Below are 17582 nucleotides of genomic sequence, written 5' to 3' on the forward strand. Positions count from 1 at the left end.
CGTTAAATGAAAAAATGGTCACGCCACCTGCTCGCGGCGGGCGCCCTGGCGCTGGGTATGAGTGCCGCTCATGCCTCCGACAACGACACGCTCTATTTCTATAACTGGACTGAGTATGTACCGCCGGGCCTGCTGGAACAGTTCACTAAAGAGACAGGCATTAAGGTGATTTATTCGACCTACGAGTCGAACGAAACCATGTATGCCAAACTCAAAACCTATAAAGATGGCGCGTATGACCTGGTTGTTCCTTCTACATACTATGTCGACAAAATGCGCAAAGAAGGCATGATCCAGAAGATCGATAAGTCGAAATTAACCAATTTCCACAACCTCGATCCGGAAATGCTCAACAAACCGTTTGACCCCAACAACGATTATTCTGTTCCGTATATCTGGGGCGCAACGGCGATTGGCGTGAACAGCGATGCTATCGATCCAAAAACCATTACCAGCTGGGCTGATTTGTGGAAACCGGAATATAAAAACAGCCTGCTTTTAACCGACGATGCGCGAGAAGTCTTCCAGATGGCGCTGCGCAAGCTAGGTTATTCCGGTAACACTACCGATCCGAAAGAGATCGAAGCGGCATATGAAGAGTTGAAAAAACTGATGCCGAACGTAGCGGCCTTCAACTCCGATAATCCGGCGAATCCGTATATGGAAGGGGAAGTCAACCTGGGTATGGTGTGGAACGGTTCGGCCTTCGTTGCTCGTCAGGCTGGCACGCCGCTGGAGGTCGTCTGGCCGAAGGAAGGCGGTATTTTCTGGATGGACAGCCTGGCTATTCCGGCGAACGCGAAAAATAAAGAGGGCGCGCTGAAGCTAATCAACTTCCTGCTGCGTCCTGACGTCGCGAAAGAGGTGGCAGAAACCATCGGCTACCCTACCCCCAACCTGGCGGCGCGTAAGCTGTTAAGCCCGGAGGTCGCCAATGATAAGTCGCTCTATCCGGATGCGCAAACCATCAGCAAAGGCGAGTGGCAAAACGATGTCGGCGACGCCAGCGCCATTTATGAAGAGTATTATCAGAAGCTAAAAGCAGGACGCTAATTCAGCCAAAGCGCCTGTCGGGCCTACAGATGAACGTAACGTGAAATGTAGGCCGGATAAGGCGTTACCGGGCAAACAGCACTACAGCCCTTTCAGGAATTTATCAACAAATTCCGGCACAACCTGGCTTGCCGGGCCGTAGTGCTTCTCTTCAAACTCGCTGCCGACCTGGCTTGGCTCAAGATTCAGTTCCACCGTATGTGCGCCGTGCAGTTTTGCTTCATGCACAAAACCCGCAGCCGGATAGACATGACCAGATGTGCCAATGGCGATAAAAATATCCGCCATCGACAGCGCCATATAAATTTCATCCATGCCAAGCGGCATCTCGCCAAACCACACCACGTGCGGACGTAGCGGCGCCGGGAACTGACAGCAGTGACATTTATCTTCCGGCATCACATCGCCGTTCCATTCCAGAATCTGGCCGCTTTGCGAACAGCGCACCTTCAACAGCTCGCCATGCATATGAATGATGTTGCGATTGCCCGCGCGTTCATGCAAATTGTCGATGTTTTGCGTCACCAGCAAAAAGCGATCGCCAAGCGCTTCTTCAAGCTTCGCTAACGCCAGATGCGCCGCATTGGGTTGTATTTCCGGCTGTTGAAGCTGCTGACGGCGGGCATTATAAAATGTCTGCACCAGCCCCGGATTACGGGCGAATCCTTCCGGCGTGGCCACATCTTCAACCCGATGCTCTTCCCAAAGGCCATCCGCCGCGCGAAACGTACGAATACCAGACTCTGCAGAAATTCCTGCACCTGTAAGGACTAATACTCTTGGGTTTTCCATCATTTCCGGCACCACTCTGTCTCTGAAAAAGATCCGCTGGCGCAGACGTTCACGCAACAGACGTTTATTTTTACGAAAGCGGCTTAATCGATGAAACCGACGCGACTGCATAACAACCTCTTTTTGATTAGTCGGTAAGATGTAAAAAAGCAGCACCGCGCATCCCACCTGCATCCCCATGCCGCGCACGCTCAATGCGCGGCGCGCGGGCAACAGGGAGGAGATGGCGCGGCAGTCTTTCCGCCAGTTGCGTTGTTATTGCCGTAAAGTTCGATAGTCCGCCGCCGATCACCAATAAATCGGGATCGACAATCGTCAGTATATTCCCCAGACAAACCGCCAGTAAATCCAGATAGCGCTCAACATGCGCGTGCGCCTGCTCATCGCCCTGCTCCCACAACGCGATAATCTCCGGCGCCTGCAGCGATTGATGATAATAATGCTGATATAGCCACGCAAACCCACGCCCGGACAGATAATTCTCAATGCAGCCCATCTGACCGCATCCACAACGGCGGAGAGGAAAATCAAACCCCATCAACGTTAGCGCGTCAACCGGCAAACGCATATGGCCAAACTCGCCGGTGATATAGCTCTGACCGGTAATCGGCTTCCCGTTTAGCACCAGGCCACCGCCGACGCCGGTGCCGAGGATAAGCCCCATAACCAAAGGATATTGCGTGAATTCATCATCCCAGGCTTCGGACAAGGCAAAACAGTTAGCGTCATTGTCCAGACGCACATCGCGATCCAGTCGGGCGCTGAGATCGGCGCGCAACGGCTTACCGCTGGCTGCCGGGACATTCGCGGCGTACAGCGTGCCGTCTTCGGTTTCCGGCATACCGGGTATGCCAATCCCTACCGACCCTTTTACGCCAAATCGCTGGTCGGCTTCCGCGACCAGTTCGCACACAGCGTCTAAAAAGGCACCATAGCTGGCATGAGGCGTGGGAACCCGTTTTTCCCACTGTAGCCGCCGCGTTGAGTCAAATACGCCTAACGCAATCTTTGTTCCGCCAATGTCAAACCCGTAATACATCACCGCTCCTTGTTTTTATATTCCGCGATTACTGGCCGCTCAATACTCGCGCAGGGTCAATGTTGCTCGCCCGCCGCGCCGGATACCAGCTCGCCAGTAAGCTTAACAACAACGCCGTGACCAGTACGTAAACAACGTCCAGCCAATGTAATTCGGATGGCAGGAAGTCGATAAAATAGATATCGCCGGACAAAAACTGATGCCCGATCGCCTTTTCAATCCCATTAATAATGGCGGTAAGCTGAAGCGAAACGACAACGCCGATCGCCACGCCAATCAAGCTGCCCAGCAAACCCGCCAGTAGCCCGTACCAGACGAAAATGGCACGAATCAAACCATCTTTCGCCCCCAGCGTTCTTAATACCGCAATGTCGCCGCTTTTGTCTTTTACCGCCATCACTAAGGTGGAAACGATATTAAAACAGGCCACGCCGATCACCAGAATCATCGCCAGATACATAATGGCGCGAATCATCTGGATATCGCGATACATATAGCCGTAGGTGCCGATCCAGCTCTTAATGTAGACATAGCTGTTAGTCACTTCACCCGCATCACGCACCAGTTTGTTCGCATTAAACACGTCGTGGACTTTAAGCGCGATACCGGAAATGCTGGACCCCATATCCAGATACTGCTGCGCATCCTCAAGCGGGATCATGGCGAAGCTGTGATCGAGCTGGCCGCTCAGTTGCAGAATCCCGATGACATGCAAACGCACGCGTTTGGGCTGGAGCAGCTTATGGTCGGCATTCGCATTGGGGATCATGATGGACACCCAGTCGCCCTGTTTCACGTTCAGCGCATCGGCGACGCCTTTACCGATAATGATCTGCTGCTCGCCCGCTTTGAAATGATCCCAGGCGTGATTTTGCACAAATGACGGTAACGCGCTAAGCTGCTGCTCTTGCTTAGGGTCGACGCCTTTAACCTGAATGGCGCGCAAATTGGCCCCGCTCTCTACCAGGCCGGTAAAATTGATATACGGCGCGGCGGCGGCAATGCCCGGCACCTTCTGCACTTTTGCCAGCGCTTCACGCCAGTTGGTCCACGGCTGATTGACCGCTTCAATCTCCCCGTGCGGAACCACCGCCAGAATACGGTTATTCAACTCGCGTTCGAAACCGTTCATCGCGCTTAAACCGACAATCAATACCGCCACGCCCAGCGCGATACCGATGGTAGAAATGACGGAAATGAGCGAAACCATACCGCCGCGCCGCCGTCCACGGCTGAAACGCAAGCCAATTAACAATGATAAAGGCGACGCCATTACTCCGCCCCCATCAGGCTCAGTTCCGCCGTCAGGCGGCCATCGCGCATCTCAAGCTGGCGGCTCATACGTTTCGCCAGTTGCAAATCGTGAGTCACCACCAGAAACGCGGTTCCCTGCAGACGATTTAACTCGCCCAGAAGCTCAAAAATACTGTCGGCATTACGCGCATCCAGATTACCGGTCGGCTCATCCGCCAGTACCAGACGCGGGTTATTCACCAACGCGCGCGCTATCGCGACACGCTGGCGCTCACCGCCGGAAAGTTCCGAAGGTCGATGGGTTGCGCGATGCTCCAGCCCTACAGCATGCAGCATTTCTCGCGCCCGAGCGTCAATCTCCGCCGGTTTCTTTTTGCCAATCAATAATGGCATCGCCACGTTTTCCAGCGCCGTAAAATCCGGCAGGAGATGATGAAACTGATAGATAAACCCCAGTTTCTGGTTACGTAATTCCGCTTTTGCCGCAGAAGAGAGTTTGCTCATCGGCTGGCCGCTAAAAATCACATCGCCAGAGGTAGGCGTATCCAGCCCGCCTAACAGATGCAGCAACGTACTTTTACCCGAACCGGAACTGCCGACGATCGCCATCATTTCGCCTTCGCCGATACTGAAGCTGACATCGTGCAACACGTCGGTTTGTACGGTGCCTTCCTGATAGCGTTTGCACAGGTTGTCGCATTGCAACAGGATCTTATTCATAACGTAAAGCCTCAGCGGGTTGAGTGGCGGCAGCGCGCCAGGAAGGATAAAGCGTAGAAAGCAGCGCGATGGCCATTGCCACCAGAGCGATAACGATCACCTGTAACGGCTCTATCGCCACGGGCAACGCAGCGCCATCCAGAAACGCGCCGATGATCGGCATCAGGTTATTCAGTTGGCTGGCAAGCAATGCGCCCAGCGCGGCGCCCAACAGCGCGCCGATAATCCCGGCGCTGGCGCCCTGCACCATAAAGACCATCATAATTTGTCGCGGCGTCAGCCCTTGAGTTTGTAAAATCGCCACTTCGCCCTGCTTCTCCATGACCATCAGACCCAACGAAGTAATAATGTTAAAAGCCGCGACCGCCACGATGAGGCTCAGCAACAATCCCATCATGTTCTTTTCCATGCGCACAGCCTGGAACAACTCGCCTTTACGTTCGCGCCAGTCCTGCCACTTCGTGCCTTGCGGCAGCGTCTGTTGGCTGAGGGTATCGACTTGCAGCGGTTCATCCAGCCACAGACGCCAGCCGGTAATATTGCCTGCCGGATAGCGCATTAAACGCGACGCGTCCTGAATATTGACCAGCATTTCATAGCCATCGACCTCGCTATTGGCGGCAAATGTGCCAATCACCGTAAACAGACGCTGGCTGGGCAGACGTCCCATTGGCGTAAACTGGCTGGCAGATGGCACCATTAGCCGAATCTGATCGCCGCGGTTGACCCCTAACTGTCCGGCGAGCTGCTCGCCGAGGATGACATTATACTTACCCGGCTGTAATTCGCTTTGCTTCACATTGACCAGATACGGCGTTAACGGATCTTTTTGCGCCGGATCGATACCCAACATCACGCCAACCGCAACGCTACGCGCGCTTTGCAGTACGACATCGCCCGTCGTCAGCGGCGCAATACGGTTAACGCCTTGCAGATTCACCGCTTTTTCCGGCATCTGATTCGGGTTAAGAGAGCCATGTTCAGCAGAGAGGATGGCCTGAGGCATCAAACCAAGAATGTTATTTTGCAGTTCGCGCTCAAAACCGTTCATCACCGACAATACCGTGACCAGCGCCATCACCCCCAGGGTAATGCCGATAGTGGAAAGCCAGGAAACGAAGCGACCGAAGCGATCTGCTGCACGCCCGCGCATGTAACGCAGGCCAATGAATAGAGCGACAGGTTGATACATGTAATCCGTCTGGTTGCTGTTAGCAAAGTCCCGAGTATATAAGCGAAAGCGGAATGCGTAAATGTCTGAACCGTAAGAGTTCGTCAGCGCTATTCTGAAAAAGGCCGACAAATCAAGTCACTTACATGTTCATACTTTACCTGTTCGACGTGTTATCCGGCGGATTCAATTTGCTAATAAACAACGATCGCGGATAATAAAGAACATTGCTTATCAGTCATATGCCCCTGAATACCTGAGTCCTTCATGCTGTCCTGGCGCACAGCCAACCATGAAGCAGCCTGAAGGGTGACGCGTAGAGTGCGGCGTAAAACAAAAAGAGATACTGACAACCGTTATGCCTGAAAAACAACGTTACACGCTGCCGACAAAAGCGGGCGATCAGCGCCAGTTGGGCGAACTTACCGGTGCCGCCTGCGCTACGCTGGTGGCGGAGATAGCCGAACGCCATGCCGGTCCGGTGGTACTCATAGCGCCTGACATGCAAAATGCTCTGCGATTGCATGATGAAATCCGCCAGTTTACCGATCAGATGGTGATGAACCTGGCGGACTGGGAAACGCTACCGTATGACAGCTTCTCCCCGCATCAGGAAATTATCTCTTCGCGCCTGTCCACGCTCTACCAGTTGCCGTCAATGCAGCGCGGCGTCTTGATTGTACCGGTAAACACCCTGATGCAGCGCGTTTGTCCGCATAGCTATCTGCATGGTCATGCGCTGGTGATGAAAAAAGGCCAGCGGCTGTCCCGCGACGCTCTGCGCGCGCAGCTTGACAGCGCCGGTTATCGGCATGTCGATCAGGTGATGGAGCATGGCGAATACGCGACGCGCGGCGCGCTGTTGGATCTCTTTCCGATGGGCAGCGAACAGCCTTATCGCCTCGACTTTTTTGATGATGAAATCGACAGCCTGCGTCTGTTTGACGCGGATACCCAACGTACGCTGGAGGAGGTCGAGGCCATCAATTTGTTGCCCGCGCACGAATTTCCTACCGACAAAGCCGCTATTGAGCTTTTCCGTAGCCAGTGGCGCGATACCTTTGAGGTAAAACGCGACGCCGAGCACATCTATCAGCAGGTCAGCAAAGGCACCCTCCCCGCCGGGATCGAATACTGGCAGCCGCTCTTTTTCAGCGAACCGTTACCGCCATTATTTAGCTACTTCCCCGCCAATACTCTGGTGGTGAATACCGGCTCGCTGGAAACCAGCGCCGAACGTTTTCAGGCCGACACGCTGGCGCGTTTTGAAAATCGCGGCGTCGATCCTATGCGTCCGCTTTTGCCGCCGGAAGCCCTCTGGCTACGGGTAGATGAGCTCTTTTCCGAGCTTAAACGCTGGCCGCGCCTCCAGCTTAAAACCGACCATCTGCCGGAAAAAGCCGCCAATACCAATCTCGGTTTCCAGAAATTACCGGATTTGGCTATCCAGGCACAGCAGAAAGCGCCGTTGGACGCGCTACGTAAGTTCCTCGAATCTTTCAGCGGCCCGGTGATTTTCTCGGTGGAAAGCGAAGGTCGCCGCGAAGCGCTGGGAGAGCTCCTGGCCCGCATAAAAATCGCGCCGAAGCGGATATTACGCCTGGACGAGGCGCAGGATGCAGGACGCTATCTGATGATTGGCGCCGCAGAACATGGCTTTATCGACACCCAACGCAATCTGGCGCTGATTTGTGAAAGCGATCTCCTGGGTGAACGGGTCGCGCGTCGCCGCCTGGATTCCCGCCGTACGATCAACCCGGATACGTTGATTCGTAACCTGGCGGAACTCCACGTCGGTCAACCGGTAGTGCATCTGGAGCACGGCGTCGGACGCTATGCCGGCATGACCACTCTGGAGGCTGGCGGCATCAAGGGTGAGTATCTGATGCTCACCTACGCCAATGACGCCAAACTGTATGTGCCGGTTTCCTCATTGCATCTGATTAGCCGCTATGCCGGCGGCGCGGAAGAAAGTGCGCCGCTGCATAAACTGGGCGGCGACGCCTGGTCGCGCGCCCGGCAGAAAGCGGCGGAAAAAGTGCGCGATGTCGCAGCGGAACTGTTGGATATTTATGCGCAACGGGCGGCAAAAGAGGGTTTTGCCTTTAAGCATGATCGTGAGCAGTATCAGTTATTCTGCGACAGCTTCCCGTTTGAAACGACGCCCGATCAGGCACAGGCGATTAACGCCGTATTGAGCGATATGTGCCAACCGCTGGCGATGGACAGGCTGGTGTGCGGCGACGTCGGCTTCGGCAAAACCGAAGTGGCGATGCGCGCCGCGTTCCTGGCAGTGGAAAACCATAAACAGGTAGCGGTACTGGTGCCGACCACGCTGCTGGCGCAGCAACACTATGACAACTTCCGCGACCGTTTCGCCAACTGGCCGGTACGCATTGAGATGCTGTCCCGCTTTCGCAGCGCCAAAGAGCAGACGCAAATCCTGGCGGAAGCCGCCGAGGGTAAGATCGATATTCTGATCGGTACGCATAAACTGCTACAAAGCGATGTGAAGCTGCGCGACCTGGGCCTGCTGATTGTCGATGAAGAGCACCGTTTCGGCGTGCGCCACAAAGAGCGAATTAAGGCGATGCGCGCCGATGTCGATATTCTGACGCTCACGGCGACGCCGATCCCGCGGACGCTGAATATGGCGATGAGCGGTATGCGCGATCTCTCCATTATCGCCACTCCCCCTGCCCGTCGTCTGGCGGTAAAAACCTTTGTCCGCGAGTATGATAGCCTGGTAGTAAGGGAAGCGATTCTGCGTGAAATCCTGCGCGGCGGCCAGGTTTACTATTTGTACAATGACGTCGAAAATATTCAGAAAGCCGCAGAGCGGCTGGCGGAACTGGTGCCGGAAGCGCGAATCGCTATAGGCCACGGGCAGATGCGCGAACGTGAGCTGGAACGGGTCATGAACGATTTCCACCATCAACGTTTTAACGTGCTGGTGTGTACTACCATTATCGAAACGGGGATCGACATCCCCACCGCGAACACGATCATCATTGAACGCGCGGATCATTTCGGCCTCGCACAGTTGCACCAGCTGCGTGGCCGCGTTGGGCGCTCGCACCACCAGGCCTACGCCTGGCTGTTGACGCCACATCCTAAGGCCATGACCACCGATGCGCAAAAACGGCTGGAGGCGATTGCGTCGCTGGAGGATTTAGGCGCCGGGTTTGCGCTGGCGACCCACGATCTGGAGATCCGCGGCGCGGGCGAGCTGCTTGGCGAAGAGCAAAGCGGCTCAATGGAAACCATTGGCTTCTCACTCTACATGGAATTGCTGGAAAACGCCGTTGATGCGCTGAAAGCAGGCCGCGAACCCTCGCTGGAAGATCTCACCAGTCAGCAAACGGAAGTCGAGCTGCGAATGCCGTCGTTACTGCCGGATGATTTTATTCCGGATGTTAATACCCGGCTGTCATTCTATAAACGCATTGCCAGCGCGAAGAACGAAAACGAGCTGGAAGAGATCAAAGTGGAATTGATCGATCGCTTCGGCCTGCTGCCCGATCCGGCGCGTAATCTGCTGGATATCGCCCGCCTGCGCCAACAGGCGCAAAAGCTCGGCATCCGAAAACTGGAGGGTAACGAGAAAGGCGGAACAATTGAGTTCGCCGAGAAAAACCACGTTGACCCCGCCTGGCTTATCGGGTTGCTGCAAAAACAGCCGCAGCATTTCCGTCTGGATGGCCCGACGCGCCTCAAGTTTATTCAGGATTTAAGCGAACGTAAAACGCGTATAGACTGGGTACGCCAGTTCATGCAGCAACTGGAAGAAAACGCTATTGCATAAGCGTCAGGCCGGGCGTCATTACTCTGCGTCCGGCCTAATCTTTACAAATTCTTTGCACTTCCCTGCAGTTCCAGACACAGCCAACCGCCATAATTCTTATTTCCTCTTTTATAAAAATAACCACATAATAATCATGGGTTTATTATAATGTTCAACAATACGCGACTCTCTCGCTGGTGGGCGTTGCTTGCGCTTACCGCGACCATCATGCTTGCCCTTCCCGCGCAGGCGAATACGTGGCCTCTTCCGCCCCCCGGCAGTCGACTGGTGGGAGAAAATAAATTCCATGTCGTTGAAGACGACGGCGGCTCGCTGGAGGCGATCGCCAAAAAATATAACGTGGGCTTTTTAGCCCTGTTACAGGCCAACCCCGGCATTGATCCTTACGTGCCACGCGCAGGCAGCGTGCTGACGATTCCGCTGCAAACGCTGCTACCGGACGCGCCACGTGAAGGTATCGTCATTAACCTCGCGGAATTACGGCTTTACTATTATCAACCGGGGAAAAATACGGTCACGGTCTACCCTATCGGGATTGGCCAACTGGGCGGCGATACCCTGACGCCAACGATGGTGACGACCATTTCGGATAAACGCGCCAACCCAACCTGGACGCCGACCGCCAATATTCGCGCCCGTTATAAAGCGCAAGGCATCGATCTCCCCGCCGTGGTGCCTGCCGGTCCCGATAACCCAATGGGGCATCACGCGATTCGTTTAGCGGCCTACGGCGGCGTCTATCTGTTACATGGCACGAATGCCGATTTTGGCATTGGTATGCGCGTCAGTTCCGGCTGTATCCGTCTGCGCGACGGTGATATAGAGACATTGTTCCGTCAGGTCACGCCGGGAACCAAAGTGAATATTATCAATACGCCGATTAAAGCCTCGGTGGAGCCAGGCGGCGTGCGACTGGTGGAAGTTCATCAGCCGCTGTCTAAAAATATAGGCGACGATCCGCAGGTGTTGCCGATTGTGCTGAATGGCCCGATGCAGACCTTTAAGGATGCGCCGCAGACCGACGCTGCGGTGATGGAACATGTTATGGAAGTGCGCTCCGGAATGCCGGTGGATGTAACCCGTCAATCAGAGGCGAAACCGCAGTCGCTGTAAGCGTGAATAGCTGACTGACAAAAAAGCCTCGCGATGCATCGCGAGGCTTTCTCTTTTTATTGTGGCAATCGCAGCGGCATTAATGAGGGTTAATGCTTACTTATAGATTACCGCCGTACCGTGGAGGGTATTCGGGCCGGTAACAGAGGTAATACGGAAAGACTTCGCCCCCATTTCCTCCGCTTTTTGCGCCAGCTGATCTTCCAGCGAGCCCAGATTCGTGCCGCCATTCGCGGAAATGGTGCCGAACTTCTGTTGACCTTCTGGCGTTGCCTGAACTTCAACGGCGGCGAAGCTGGCGAATGAGAGCGAACTCAGTACCGCAGCAGCGATGAGGGTTTTTACGTTTTTCATAGTGATGACCTTTAGCAGATGAATGGGTGTCGTAAGCATTAACTTAACGATCGATAAGTTAATCATAGATGTGATCTACATCACACGTCAACTTCTTTTTATAATGATCGTTATATAATTTATAAAGATGTTATTTTTCATGTGAATAGAATTGATTTATTTTTCTAATGAATACTCTGGAGCCAGAAGTGGTTTGTTTTTATAATAGAGAGACCGCTCTTTAAACAGGTACAACGGCATCATGACAACGGATACCACGAGTTGCGCGAAGAAAAGCCGTGGCCGACCAAAAGTGTTCGACAGGGAAGCCGCGCTTGATAAGGCCATGACTCTCTTCTGGCAGCACGGCTATGAAGCAACTTCGCTTGCCGATCTCGTAGAGGCTACCGGGGCGAAAGCGCCTACTCTCTATGCGGAATTCACTAACAAAGAAGGATTATTTCGCGCTGTCCTGGATCGCTACATCACTCGCTTTGCCTCAAAGCACGAAGCCCAGCTCTTTTGTGAAGAGAAAAGCGTGGAATCGGCGCTGGAAGATTACTTCACAGAAATTGCCGCCTGCTTTACCAGTACAGACACGCCGGCTGGCTGCTTTATGATTAATACGTCCGCCACCCTGGCCGCCTCCTCGCGCGATATCGCCCGCACGGTAAAATCACGCCACGCCATGCAGGAACAGACGCTCATCCAGTTTCTGCGCCAACGTCAGGAGCGCGGTGAAATTCCGGCGCACTGTAACCCGCAGGCGCTCGCGGAATATATAAACTGTATTTTACAGGGAATGTCGATCAGCGCCCGTGAAGGAGCCACCTTCGAACAACTGATGCAAATTACGCGTACGACTCTGCGCATCTGGCCTGAACTACTCAAGTCCTGAACGACGCAGCTTCGGATAAAAAAAGCCCCTCAGCCTGAGCGAATGAGGGGCTAACTTGCAGAGTACAGCTTTTTTATGCTTTGTTATTCAGAACCAGTTGGCCATTGCCGTCGAGGGGAATTTGCGTTCCGGGGTCTTTATCCATGCGGATTTTGCCCTGCTGATCGCCAATTTTGTAGGTCACGTCGTAGCCAAGCATCTTTTCAGATTTGTCATACACCGTCTTACAGCGTTGCTGAGTGGTAGTGTAAGTATCACTTTCCTGCATTGATCCCTGGATTTGATTGCCAGCATAACCGCCGCCCAGCGCCCCGACGACCGTCGCCACATCTTTACCACGACCGCCGCCAAATTGATGTCCAATCACGCCGCCTGCTACTGCGCCAAGCACCGAGCCGGCAATACGGTTTTCGTCCTGAACCGGTCTGCGATGCGTGACCGTGACATTACGGCACTCCTGACGCGGCGTTTTTACCGTCTCTTTAATCGGTTTAGCCGATATCACCTGCGCATATTGCGGACCACGATCAAATACGTTGAGACTGGCCACTGCCGCCACACCCAGCGCAGCCGCTACGCCAATCCCTATACCCGCCAACATTGATTTATTCACGGGAGTTCCTCCTTCGTTGCTATTGGTAACAATTTTGCAACCAGTATGCGAACAAAGCCAATCGGAATGAGGATGAAAAATGCGGGATGAGGCGGTAAAGCTGAAGGATTCGGACAACTCCGAAGCAAGAGATGGAGAAGCGCTCACCGGCGAGCAGCCGGTGAGGCGCAGAGAAATTAATGCAGTTTCAGGCGCGGACGAATGACGCGGTTAATACTGCCCACCAGCATCATCAGGCCGGTTTTAAAGTATCCATGCAGCGCTATCTGGTGCATACGGTATAGCGAGATATACACGAAGCGGGCGATACGTCCTTCAATCATCATTGAACCGCGGGTCAGGTTCCCCATCAGACTACCCACGGTAGAGAAGTTGGACAGAGAGACCAGCGATCCATGATCTTTATACTGGTAAGCTTTCAGCGGTTTGCCATTCATCTGCGCCAGAATGTTATTCATCGCGCAGGTAGCCATCTGATGCGCCGCCTGAGCGCGAGGCGGCACAAAACCTCCCTCCGGACGTGCGCAGGAAGCGCAGTCGCCAATCGCATAAATATCAGGATCGCGCGTGGTTTGCAGCGTCGGTTCCACCACCAGTTGGTTAATGCGGTTCGTTTCCAGACCACCAATCTCTTTCATAAAATCTGGCGCTTTGATACCCGCCGCCCACACCATCAGATCGGCCTGAATATATTCACCTTCTTTCGTATGCAGACCGCCTTCGTCGGCGCTGGTGACCATAGTTTGCGTCAGCACGCGAACGCCCAGTTTGGTCAGTTCATTATGCGCGGCGCTGGAGATACGCGGCGGCAACGCAGGCAGAATGCGCTCGCCAGCCTCAACCAACGTCACGTTCAGCGCGTCGTTGGTCAGCCCCTTATAACCATAGCTATGCAGCTGTTTTACCGCATTATGCAGTTCAGCCGACAGCTCAACCCCCGTCGCACCGCCGCCAACGATGGCGATATTGACCTTACCGTTCGCGCCCAGATTAGCCGAATACTTGAGGAACAGGTTCAGCATCTCCTGGTGAAAACGGCGCGCCTGATGCGGGTTATCGAGGAAGATACAGTGCTCTTTCACGCCCGGCGTGTTGAAATCATTAGAGGTGCTGCCCAGCGCCATCACCAGCGTGTCATACGCGATTTTGCGCTCCGGCACCAGCAGTTCGCCCTTTTCATCACGTAACTCGGCAATAGTGATGGTTTTCGCTTCGCGATCGATATCCATCACCGACCCCAGTTGGAACTGGAAACCATGATTGCGCGCATGGGCCAGATAGCTCAGCGCATCCACGCCTTCGTCCAGAGAGCCAGTCGCCACTTCGTGCAGCAATGGTTTCCACAGATGGCTGTGATTTCTGTCTACCAGCGTGATTTTCGCTTTTTTCTTGCGCCCCAGTTTATGGCCTAACTGCGTCGCCATTTCCAGCCCGCCAGCGCCGCCGCCGACAATCACGATCTTTTTTAATGGTGTAGTCAACGTGACCCCCTTAAATTTATTAACCAATTGTTAATTAAAAGTTATTAGCATAGCCTTTAATTAACAACAAGTTACGTTAATGAGAATAAGCTTCTGATATGAGAATAGCATGAACGGTGCATTGGTCATACCAAAATTGATGTGCATCAAGTTTTCATGCTGAAAAGATAGACAGTTTGCGAGAATTGAGCATAAAAAAACCAGCCGCAAGGCTGGTTATCCGGTCACTGATAACGCCATATTGCCGGGGGCGTTACCCCAGCGTTTTAAACGCTTTGATACGTTGCAAATGCGGCGAAATATTTTTGAATTTGTGAGTCTGTTCCTCATCCCACACAATTTCATAAAACGGGTGAAGCGCTTGCGCTGAGCGTTGGCTGTCCAGCGCTTCGTCATGACGCGAGAGGATCACCAGACAACGATCGCGATTTTTTTCGCGAAAGTTGGTCACGCACTTTGTAGCGATGTCCGCATATTCTTCCGGGCGATCGATTTTCCCCTCCATGTTTTCATAGGGGAACAGGTTCGGGTTAAAAACCACCTGACGGATATCGCACAAAAAGCCAATCCGCTCCGCCCAGTAACCGCCCAGCCCCACGCCACAGATTAAAGGGCGCTCGTCCACATTCAACTGCAACATTTTGTCCACTTCTTTCAGCAGATGCTGCATATCGTGCTTAGGATGCCGCGTACTGTAGCTTACCAGCCGAACATCCGGGTCGATAAACTGTAATTGCAACACTTTTTCATGGTTGCCCGGACTATTTGAATCAAAACCGTGTAAATAAATAATCATCTGGCACCCTCACGAAAACTCGAGTTAATGACCTGCTTTTTCTTCCTGCCAGCGTTCATGTAACTGGTTGAGCTGGGCGCTGGCTGTTTTCCAGCGTGCTGAGTCCATGAGCTCCCGGCGTGAAAATGAACCTTTATGATACAAACGTGTAACACGTTCTGCTTTGATCGGCGACAGATTATCCAGCACGCTGACTGCGCCTTTACGATTATTGCAGACCAGAATCATATCGCAACCCGCATCCAGCGACGCCTGAGCGCGCTCAGCATAGCTGCCCATAATCGCCGCGCCCTCCATCGACAGATCGTCGGAGAAAATGACGCCATCAAAGCCTAACTCCTGACGCAGCACCGTTTTCAGCCAGTACGGCGAACCGCTTGCCGGACGCGGATCGATAGCGCGGTAGATCACGTGGGCAGGCATAATCGCATCCAGTTTATTCTCGCTAATCAGCGTGCGGAACACCGACATATCTTTGCCACGGATGTCCGTTTCAGGACGTGGATCGCACGGCGTCTCTTTGTGGGAGTCCGCCGTGACCGCGCCGTGGCCGGGGAAATGCTTACCGGTCGTTTTCATCCCGGCGTCATGCATGCCGTCAATAAAGCGTGTTGCCATTGCCAACGCTTTTGCGGGATCGGCATGATAAGAACGCTCGCCAATTGCCGCGCTGATATGCCCGACATCCAGCACTGGCGCAAAACTGATATCAATATCCATCGCGATCATTTCGCTGGCCATCAGCCACCCTGCCTCCTGCGCCAGTCGCCCCCCCTCTTCCAGCCCATGCAGCGCAAAAAAAGATTGCGCCGCGGGCAGGCGGGTAAACCCTTCACGGAAACGCTGTACGCGCCCGCCTTCCTGATCGACGGCCACCACCAGATGGTTACGCGATGCCGCCCGAATCTGGCGCACTAATTCGCGCAGCTGTTCCGGGTCATGGTAATTACGCGTGAACAGAATAAGCCCGCCAACCAGCGGATGCGCCAGTATCTCGCGCTCCTCCGCATCCAGCTCACATCCTTCGACATTCAACATTACTGGGCCCACACTGCTCTCCTTATCCTTTCATACGTAGCTGGCGCCAGGTTTCATCGGCCAGCCTGATAAATTGTTGCTCGCCGGTTTGTCGCCAGCGGTATTCGAACCACCCTGCTTTTAGCATAATGACCCAGGGGTGCCATAATCGTATCTGTCGCCATAGCTGCCGGGCGTCGATTCGCGCGCGCGCGGCATAAGCGTCTGCCAGTTGTCGGTGCTGGCGTTCATCCTCAACCCATACTGCCGCCAGCTCCAACGCAATATCGCCGTCGCCGGCATACTCCCAGTCAATCAGTCTCAACCCGGCGGACGTTAATACTATATTGTCGCCATGGACATCCATATGCAAAGGCGCGAGCCGCAGCGGGCGAGGTTCACCGTTTTTTTGCAACTGTTTGAGCCGCCGCAACCAAAACGGCGTACGCCTTGCCGGATCGCAACACGACCAGTACTGCGCCAATAGTGGCGATAGCGCGATACGCCAGCCAAAACGCGGCTGTTGATGCAAATGATACAGTAAGGCCGCCAGTTCGTCGGCATCTGGCAGAGCGGAATTTACCACACCATGCAGATATTCTACCGCCATCCAGCCTGGCGTATAAAAAAGCGCTCGCGGCGCAAGACTGGCCGGCAATTGGGATAAGGCGCGGTAATGACGTAAAAAATGGGCTGGTGGAGCGTCGGGGTCGTGATGACGGCGCAGCACGACACGGTGAGTATCGTGGGCAATAATACAGCTCCCGCCGCTTAGCCCCTGTGATGCGGCGACGGCGGGACGATACTGGGGAAAATAGCGCGACAGGATCTCGTCGCGCGTTAAGGGATTATTGTTGTTGGACCGCACCTTTACCTGACCAGATTATCTCGCCAGTTTGCACCAGCATTAACTGCATCTGTAATGCAGGCGCGTTAACGTTACCGGATGCGCTGGAGTAAAGTACATATTGCGCCCCGACATTGCGCGCAATGCCAATAGCTTTACTGCGCGTTCCCAGACTATCCTGCGGAGACAATCCTAACTGCTGTTTTGCCATCGAGAGTTGCTGTACGGACACCAGCGTAAATTTACCGTTGTTCGCCAGCGCATTACGTAACGTTTCCGTTGCCTCGTTCGCATTTAACGACCCATTCGTCCGGTTATTCACGCTGTCGACAAGCAATACGCTTCCGGCCGTCACGCCATCAGCCTGCAACATTTTGCTGACCAGCGGTTGCATCGCGCCGTTCCAGTCATAGTGGCGCACCTTAGGCGCTGGCTGGCCCGTTTGATCTTCATGTTCGATCGGCCCCGGTTGCTGTGGAATCGTTGGCACAGACGGCACAACAGGAGGCTGCGGCGGCTGCGCGGGTTGTTCTGGCGCTGGTTTTACCTCTTCAACTGGCGCAGGTTGACGTTGCGCCATACACCCGGAGAGAAATATCGCCAGCGCAGCGATGGCGGCGTAGCGATGCATTTTTGTCATCAAAATTCAC

Annotated in this window: 16 protein-coding genes; 4 read left to right on the top strand and 12 right to left on the bottom strand. The window is 54.1% G+C overall.

Features of this window, described 5'->3' with window-relative positions; all coding sequences use genetic code 11:
- Positions 1 to 6: 6 nt before the first annotated feature.
- Positions 7 to 1053, top strand: a complete 1047-nt coding sequence (gene potD / locus HU143_RS13550; protein WP_000759329.1) for a spermidine/putrescine ABC transporter substrate-binding protein PotD — start codon at positions 7 to 9, stop codon at positions 1051 to 1053.
- An 81-nt stretch (positions 1054 to 1134) separates the two neighbouring features.
- Here potD and cobB read toward each other — a convergent pair whose 3' ends face one another.
- From cobB to lolC, 5 genes are read right to left on the bottom strand one after another with little or no spacing between them, the layout of a single operon-like run.
- The gene (gene cobB / locus HU143_RS13555) at positions 1135 to 1956 is read right to left on the bottom strand and encodes a Sir2 family NAD+-dependent deacetylase (RefSeq protein WP_001191856.1); all 822 of its coding nucleotides are present in this window, start codon (positions 1954 to 1956) and stop codon (positions 1135 to 1137) included.
- Between the two features lie 16 nt (positions 1957 to 1972).
- On the bottom strand, positions 1973 to 2884 hold the full coding sequence (nagK, locus tag HU143_RS13560; protein WP_000291319.1) for an N-acetylglucosamine kinase: 912 nt from the start codon (positions 2882 to 2884) through the stop codon (positions 1973 to 1975).
- Positions 2885 to 2912: 28 nt separating this feature from the next.
- Complete coding sequence (gene lolE / locus HU143_RS13565; RefSeq protein ID WP_023227253.1) at positions 2913 to 4157, bottom strand: lipoprotein-releasing ABC transporter permease subunit LolE; 1245 nt, start codon at positions 4155 to 4157, stop codon at positions 2913 to 2915.
- A complete protein-coding gene (gene lolD / locus HU143_RS13570) occupies positions 4157 to 4858 on the bottom strand; it encodes a lipoprotein-releasing ABC transporter ATP-binding protein LolD (RefSeq protein ID WP_001033714.1) in 702 nt (233 codons plus the stop codon). Before lolD ends, lolE begins: the two co-directional genes overlap by 1 nt.
- Positions 4851 to 6050 (bottom strand): lipoprotein-releasing ABC transporter permease subunit LolC, encoded by a 1200-nt coding sequence (lolC, locus tag HU143_RS13575; protein WP_001518787.1) that lies wholly within the window; start codon positions 6048 to 6050, stop codon positions 4851 to 4853. Before lolC ends, lolD begins: the two co-directional genes overlap by 8 nt.
- Positions 6051 to 6387: 337 nt before the next feature.
- On the opposite strand from lolC, the gene mfd reads away from it, so the two are divergent.
- Positions 6388 to 9834: a transcription-repair coupling factor gene (gene mfd, locus HU143_RS13580; protein WP_001114323.1), complete on the top strand. Its 3447-nt coding sequence runs from the start codon at positions 6388 to 6390 to the stop codon at positions 9832 to 9834.
- A 147-nt stretch (positions 9835 to 9981) separates the two neighbouring features.
- Complete coding sequence (gene ldtC / locus HU143_RS13585) at positions 9982 to 10947, top strand: L,D-transpeptidase LdtC (RefSeq protein ID WP_000482971.1); 966 nt, start codon at positions 9982 to 9984, stop codon at positions 10945 to 10947.
- Positions 10948 to 11043: 96 nt separating this feature from the next.
- Here the strand turns inward: ldtC and bhsA are convergent, their stop codons facing one another.
- Positions 11044 to 11301, bottom strand: coding sequence for a multiple stress resistance protein BhsA (gene bhsA, locus HU143_RS13590; RefSeq protein ID WP_000800158.1), 258 nt, complete (start codon positions 11299 to 11301; stop codon positions 11044 to 11046).
- Positions 11302 to 11542: 241 nt separating this feature from the next.
- On the opposite strand from bhsA, the gene comR reads away from it, so the two are divergent.
- On the top strand, positions 11543 to 12178 hold the full coding sequence (gene comR / locus HU143_RS13595) for a TetR family copper-responsive transcriptional repressor ComR (protein WP_000205986.1): 636 nt from the start codon (positions 11543 to 11545) through the stop codon (positions 12176 to 12178).
- Positions 12179 to 12251: 73 nt separating this feature from the next.
- Here comR and HU143_RS13600 read toward each other — a convergent pair whose 3' ends face one another.
- The 6 genes from HU143_RS13600 to lpoB all read right to left on the bottom strand — a co-directional run bounded on the left by HU143_RS13600 (position 12252) and on the right by lpoB (position 17572).
- Positions 12252 to 12791 (bottom strand): glycine zipper 2TM domain-containing protein, encoded by a 540-nt coding sequence (locus HU143_RS13600; protein WP_001043449.1) that lies wholly within the window; start codon positions 12789 to 12791, stop codon positions 12252 to 12254.
- 176 nt (positions 12792 to 12967) lie between these two features.
- Positions 12968 to 14272 (bottom strand): NADH-quinone dehydrogenase, encoded by a 1305-nt coding sequence (gene ndh / locus HU143_RS13605; protein ID WP_000211053.1) that lies wholly within the window; start codon positions 14270 to 14272, stop codon positions 12968 to 12970.
- A gap of 253 nt (positions 14273 to 14525) precedes the next feature.
- Positions 14526 to 15068 carry an alpha/beta hydrolase YcfP gene (gene ycfP / locus HU143_RS13610; RefSeq protein ID WP_000587943.1) on the bottom strand — a complete coding sequence of 181 codons (543 nt, stop codon included), beginning with the start codon at positions 15066 to 15068 and terminating at the stop codon, positions 14526 to 14528.
- A 24-nt stretch (positions 15069 to 15092) separates the two neighbouring features.
- The gene (gene nagZ, locus HU143_RS13615; RefSeq protein ID WP_000529340.1) at positions 15093 to 16118 is read right to left on the bottom strand and encodes a beta-N-acetylhexosaminidase; all 1026 of its coding nucleotides are present in this window, start codon (positions 16116 to 16118) and stop codon (positions 15093 to 15095) included.
- Positions 16119 to 16128: 10 nt separating this feature from the next.
- Positions 16129 to 16953 (bottom strand): thiamine kinase, encoded by an 825-nt coding sequence (thiK, locus tag HU143_RS13620; protein ID WP_001257333.1) that lies wholly within the window; start codon positions 16951 to 16953, stop codon positions 16129 to 16131.
- Positions 16934 to 17572 carry a penicillin-binding protein activator LpoB gene (gene lpoB, locus HU143_RS13625; RefSeq protein ID WP_000164359.1) on the bottom strand — a complete coding sequence of 213 codons (639 nt, stop codon included), beginning with the start codon at positions 17570 to 17572 and terminating at the stop codon, positions 16934 to 16936. The genes thiK and lpoB overlap by 20 nt, the downstream gene beginning before the upstream one ends.
- Between the last annotated feature and the right edge of the window lie 10 nt (positions 17573 to 17582).

This window comes from Salmonella sp. SJTUF14076 (assembly GCF_015534835.1).
In the GTDB taxonomy this organism is placed as follows: Bacteria; Pseudomonadota; Gammaproteobacteria; order Enterobacterales; family Enterobacteriaceae; genus Salmonella; species Salmonella enterica.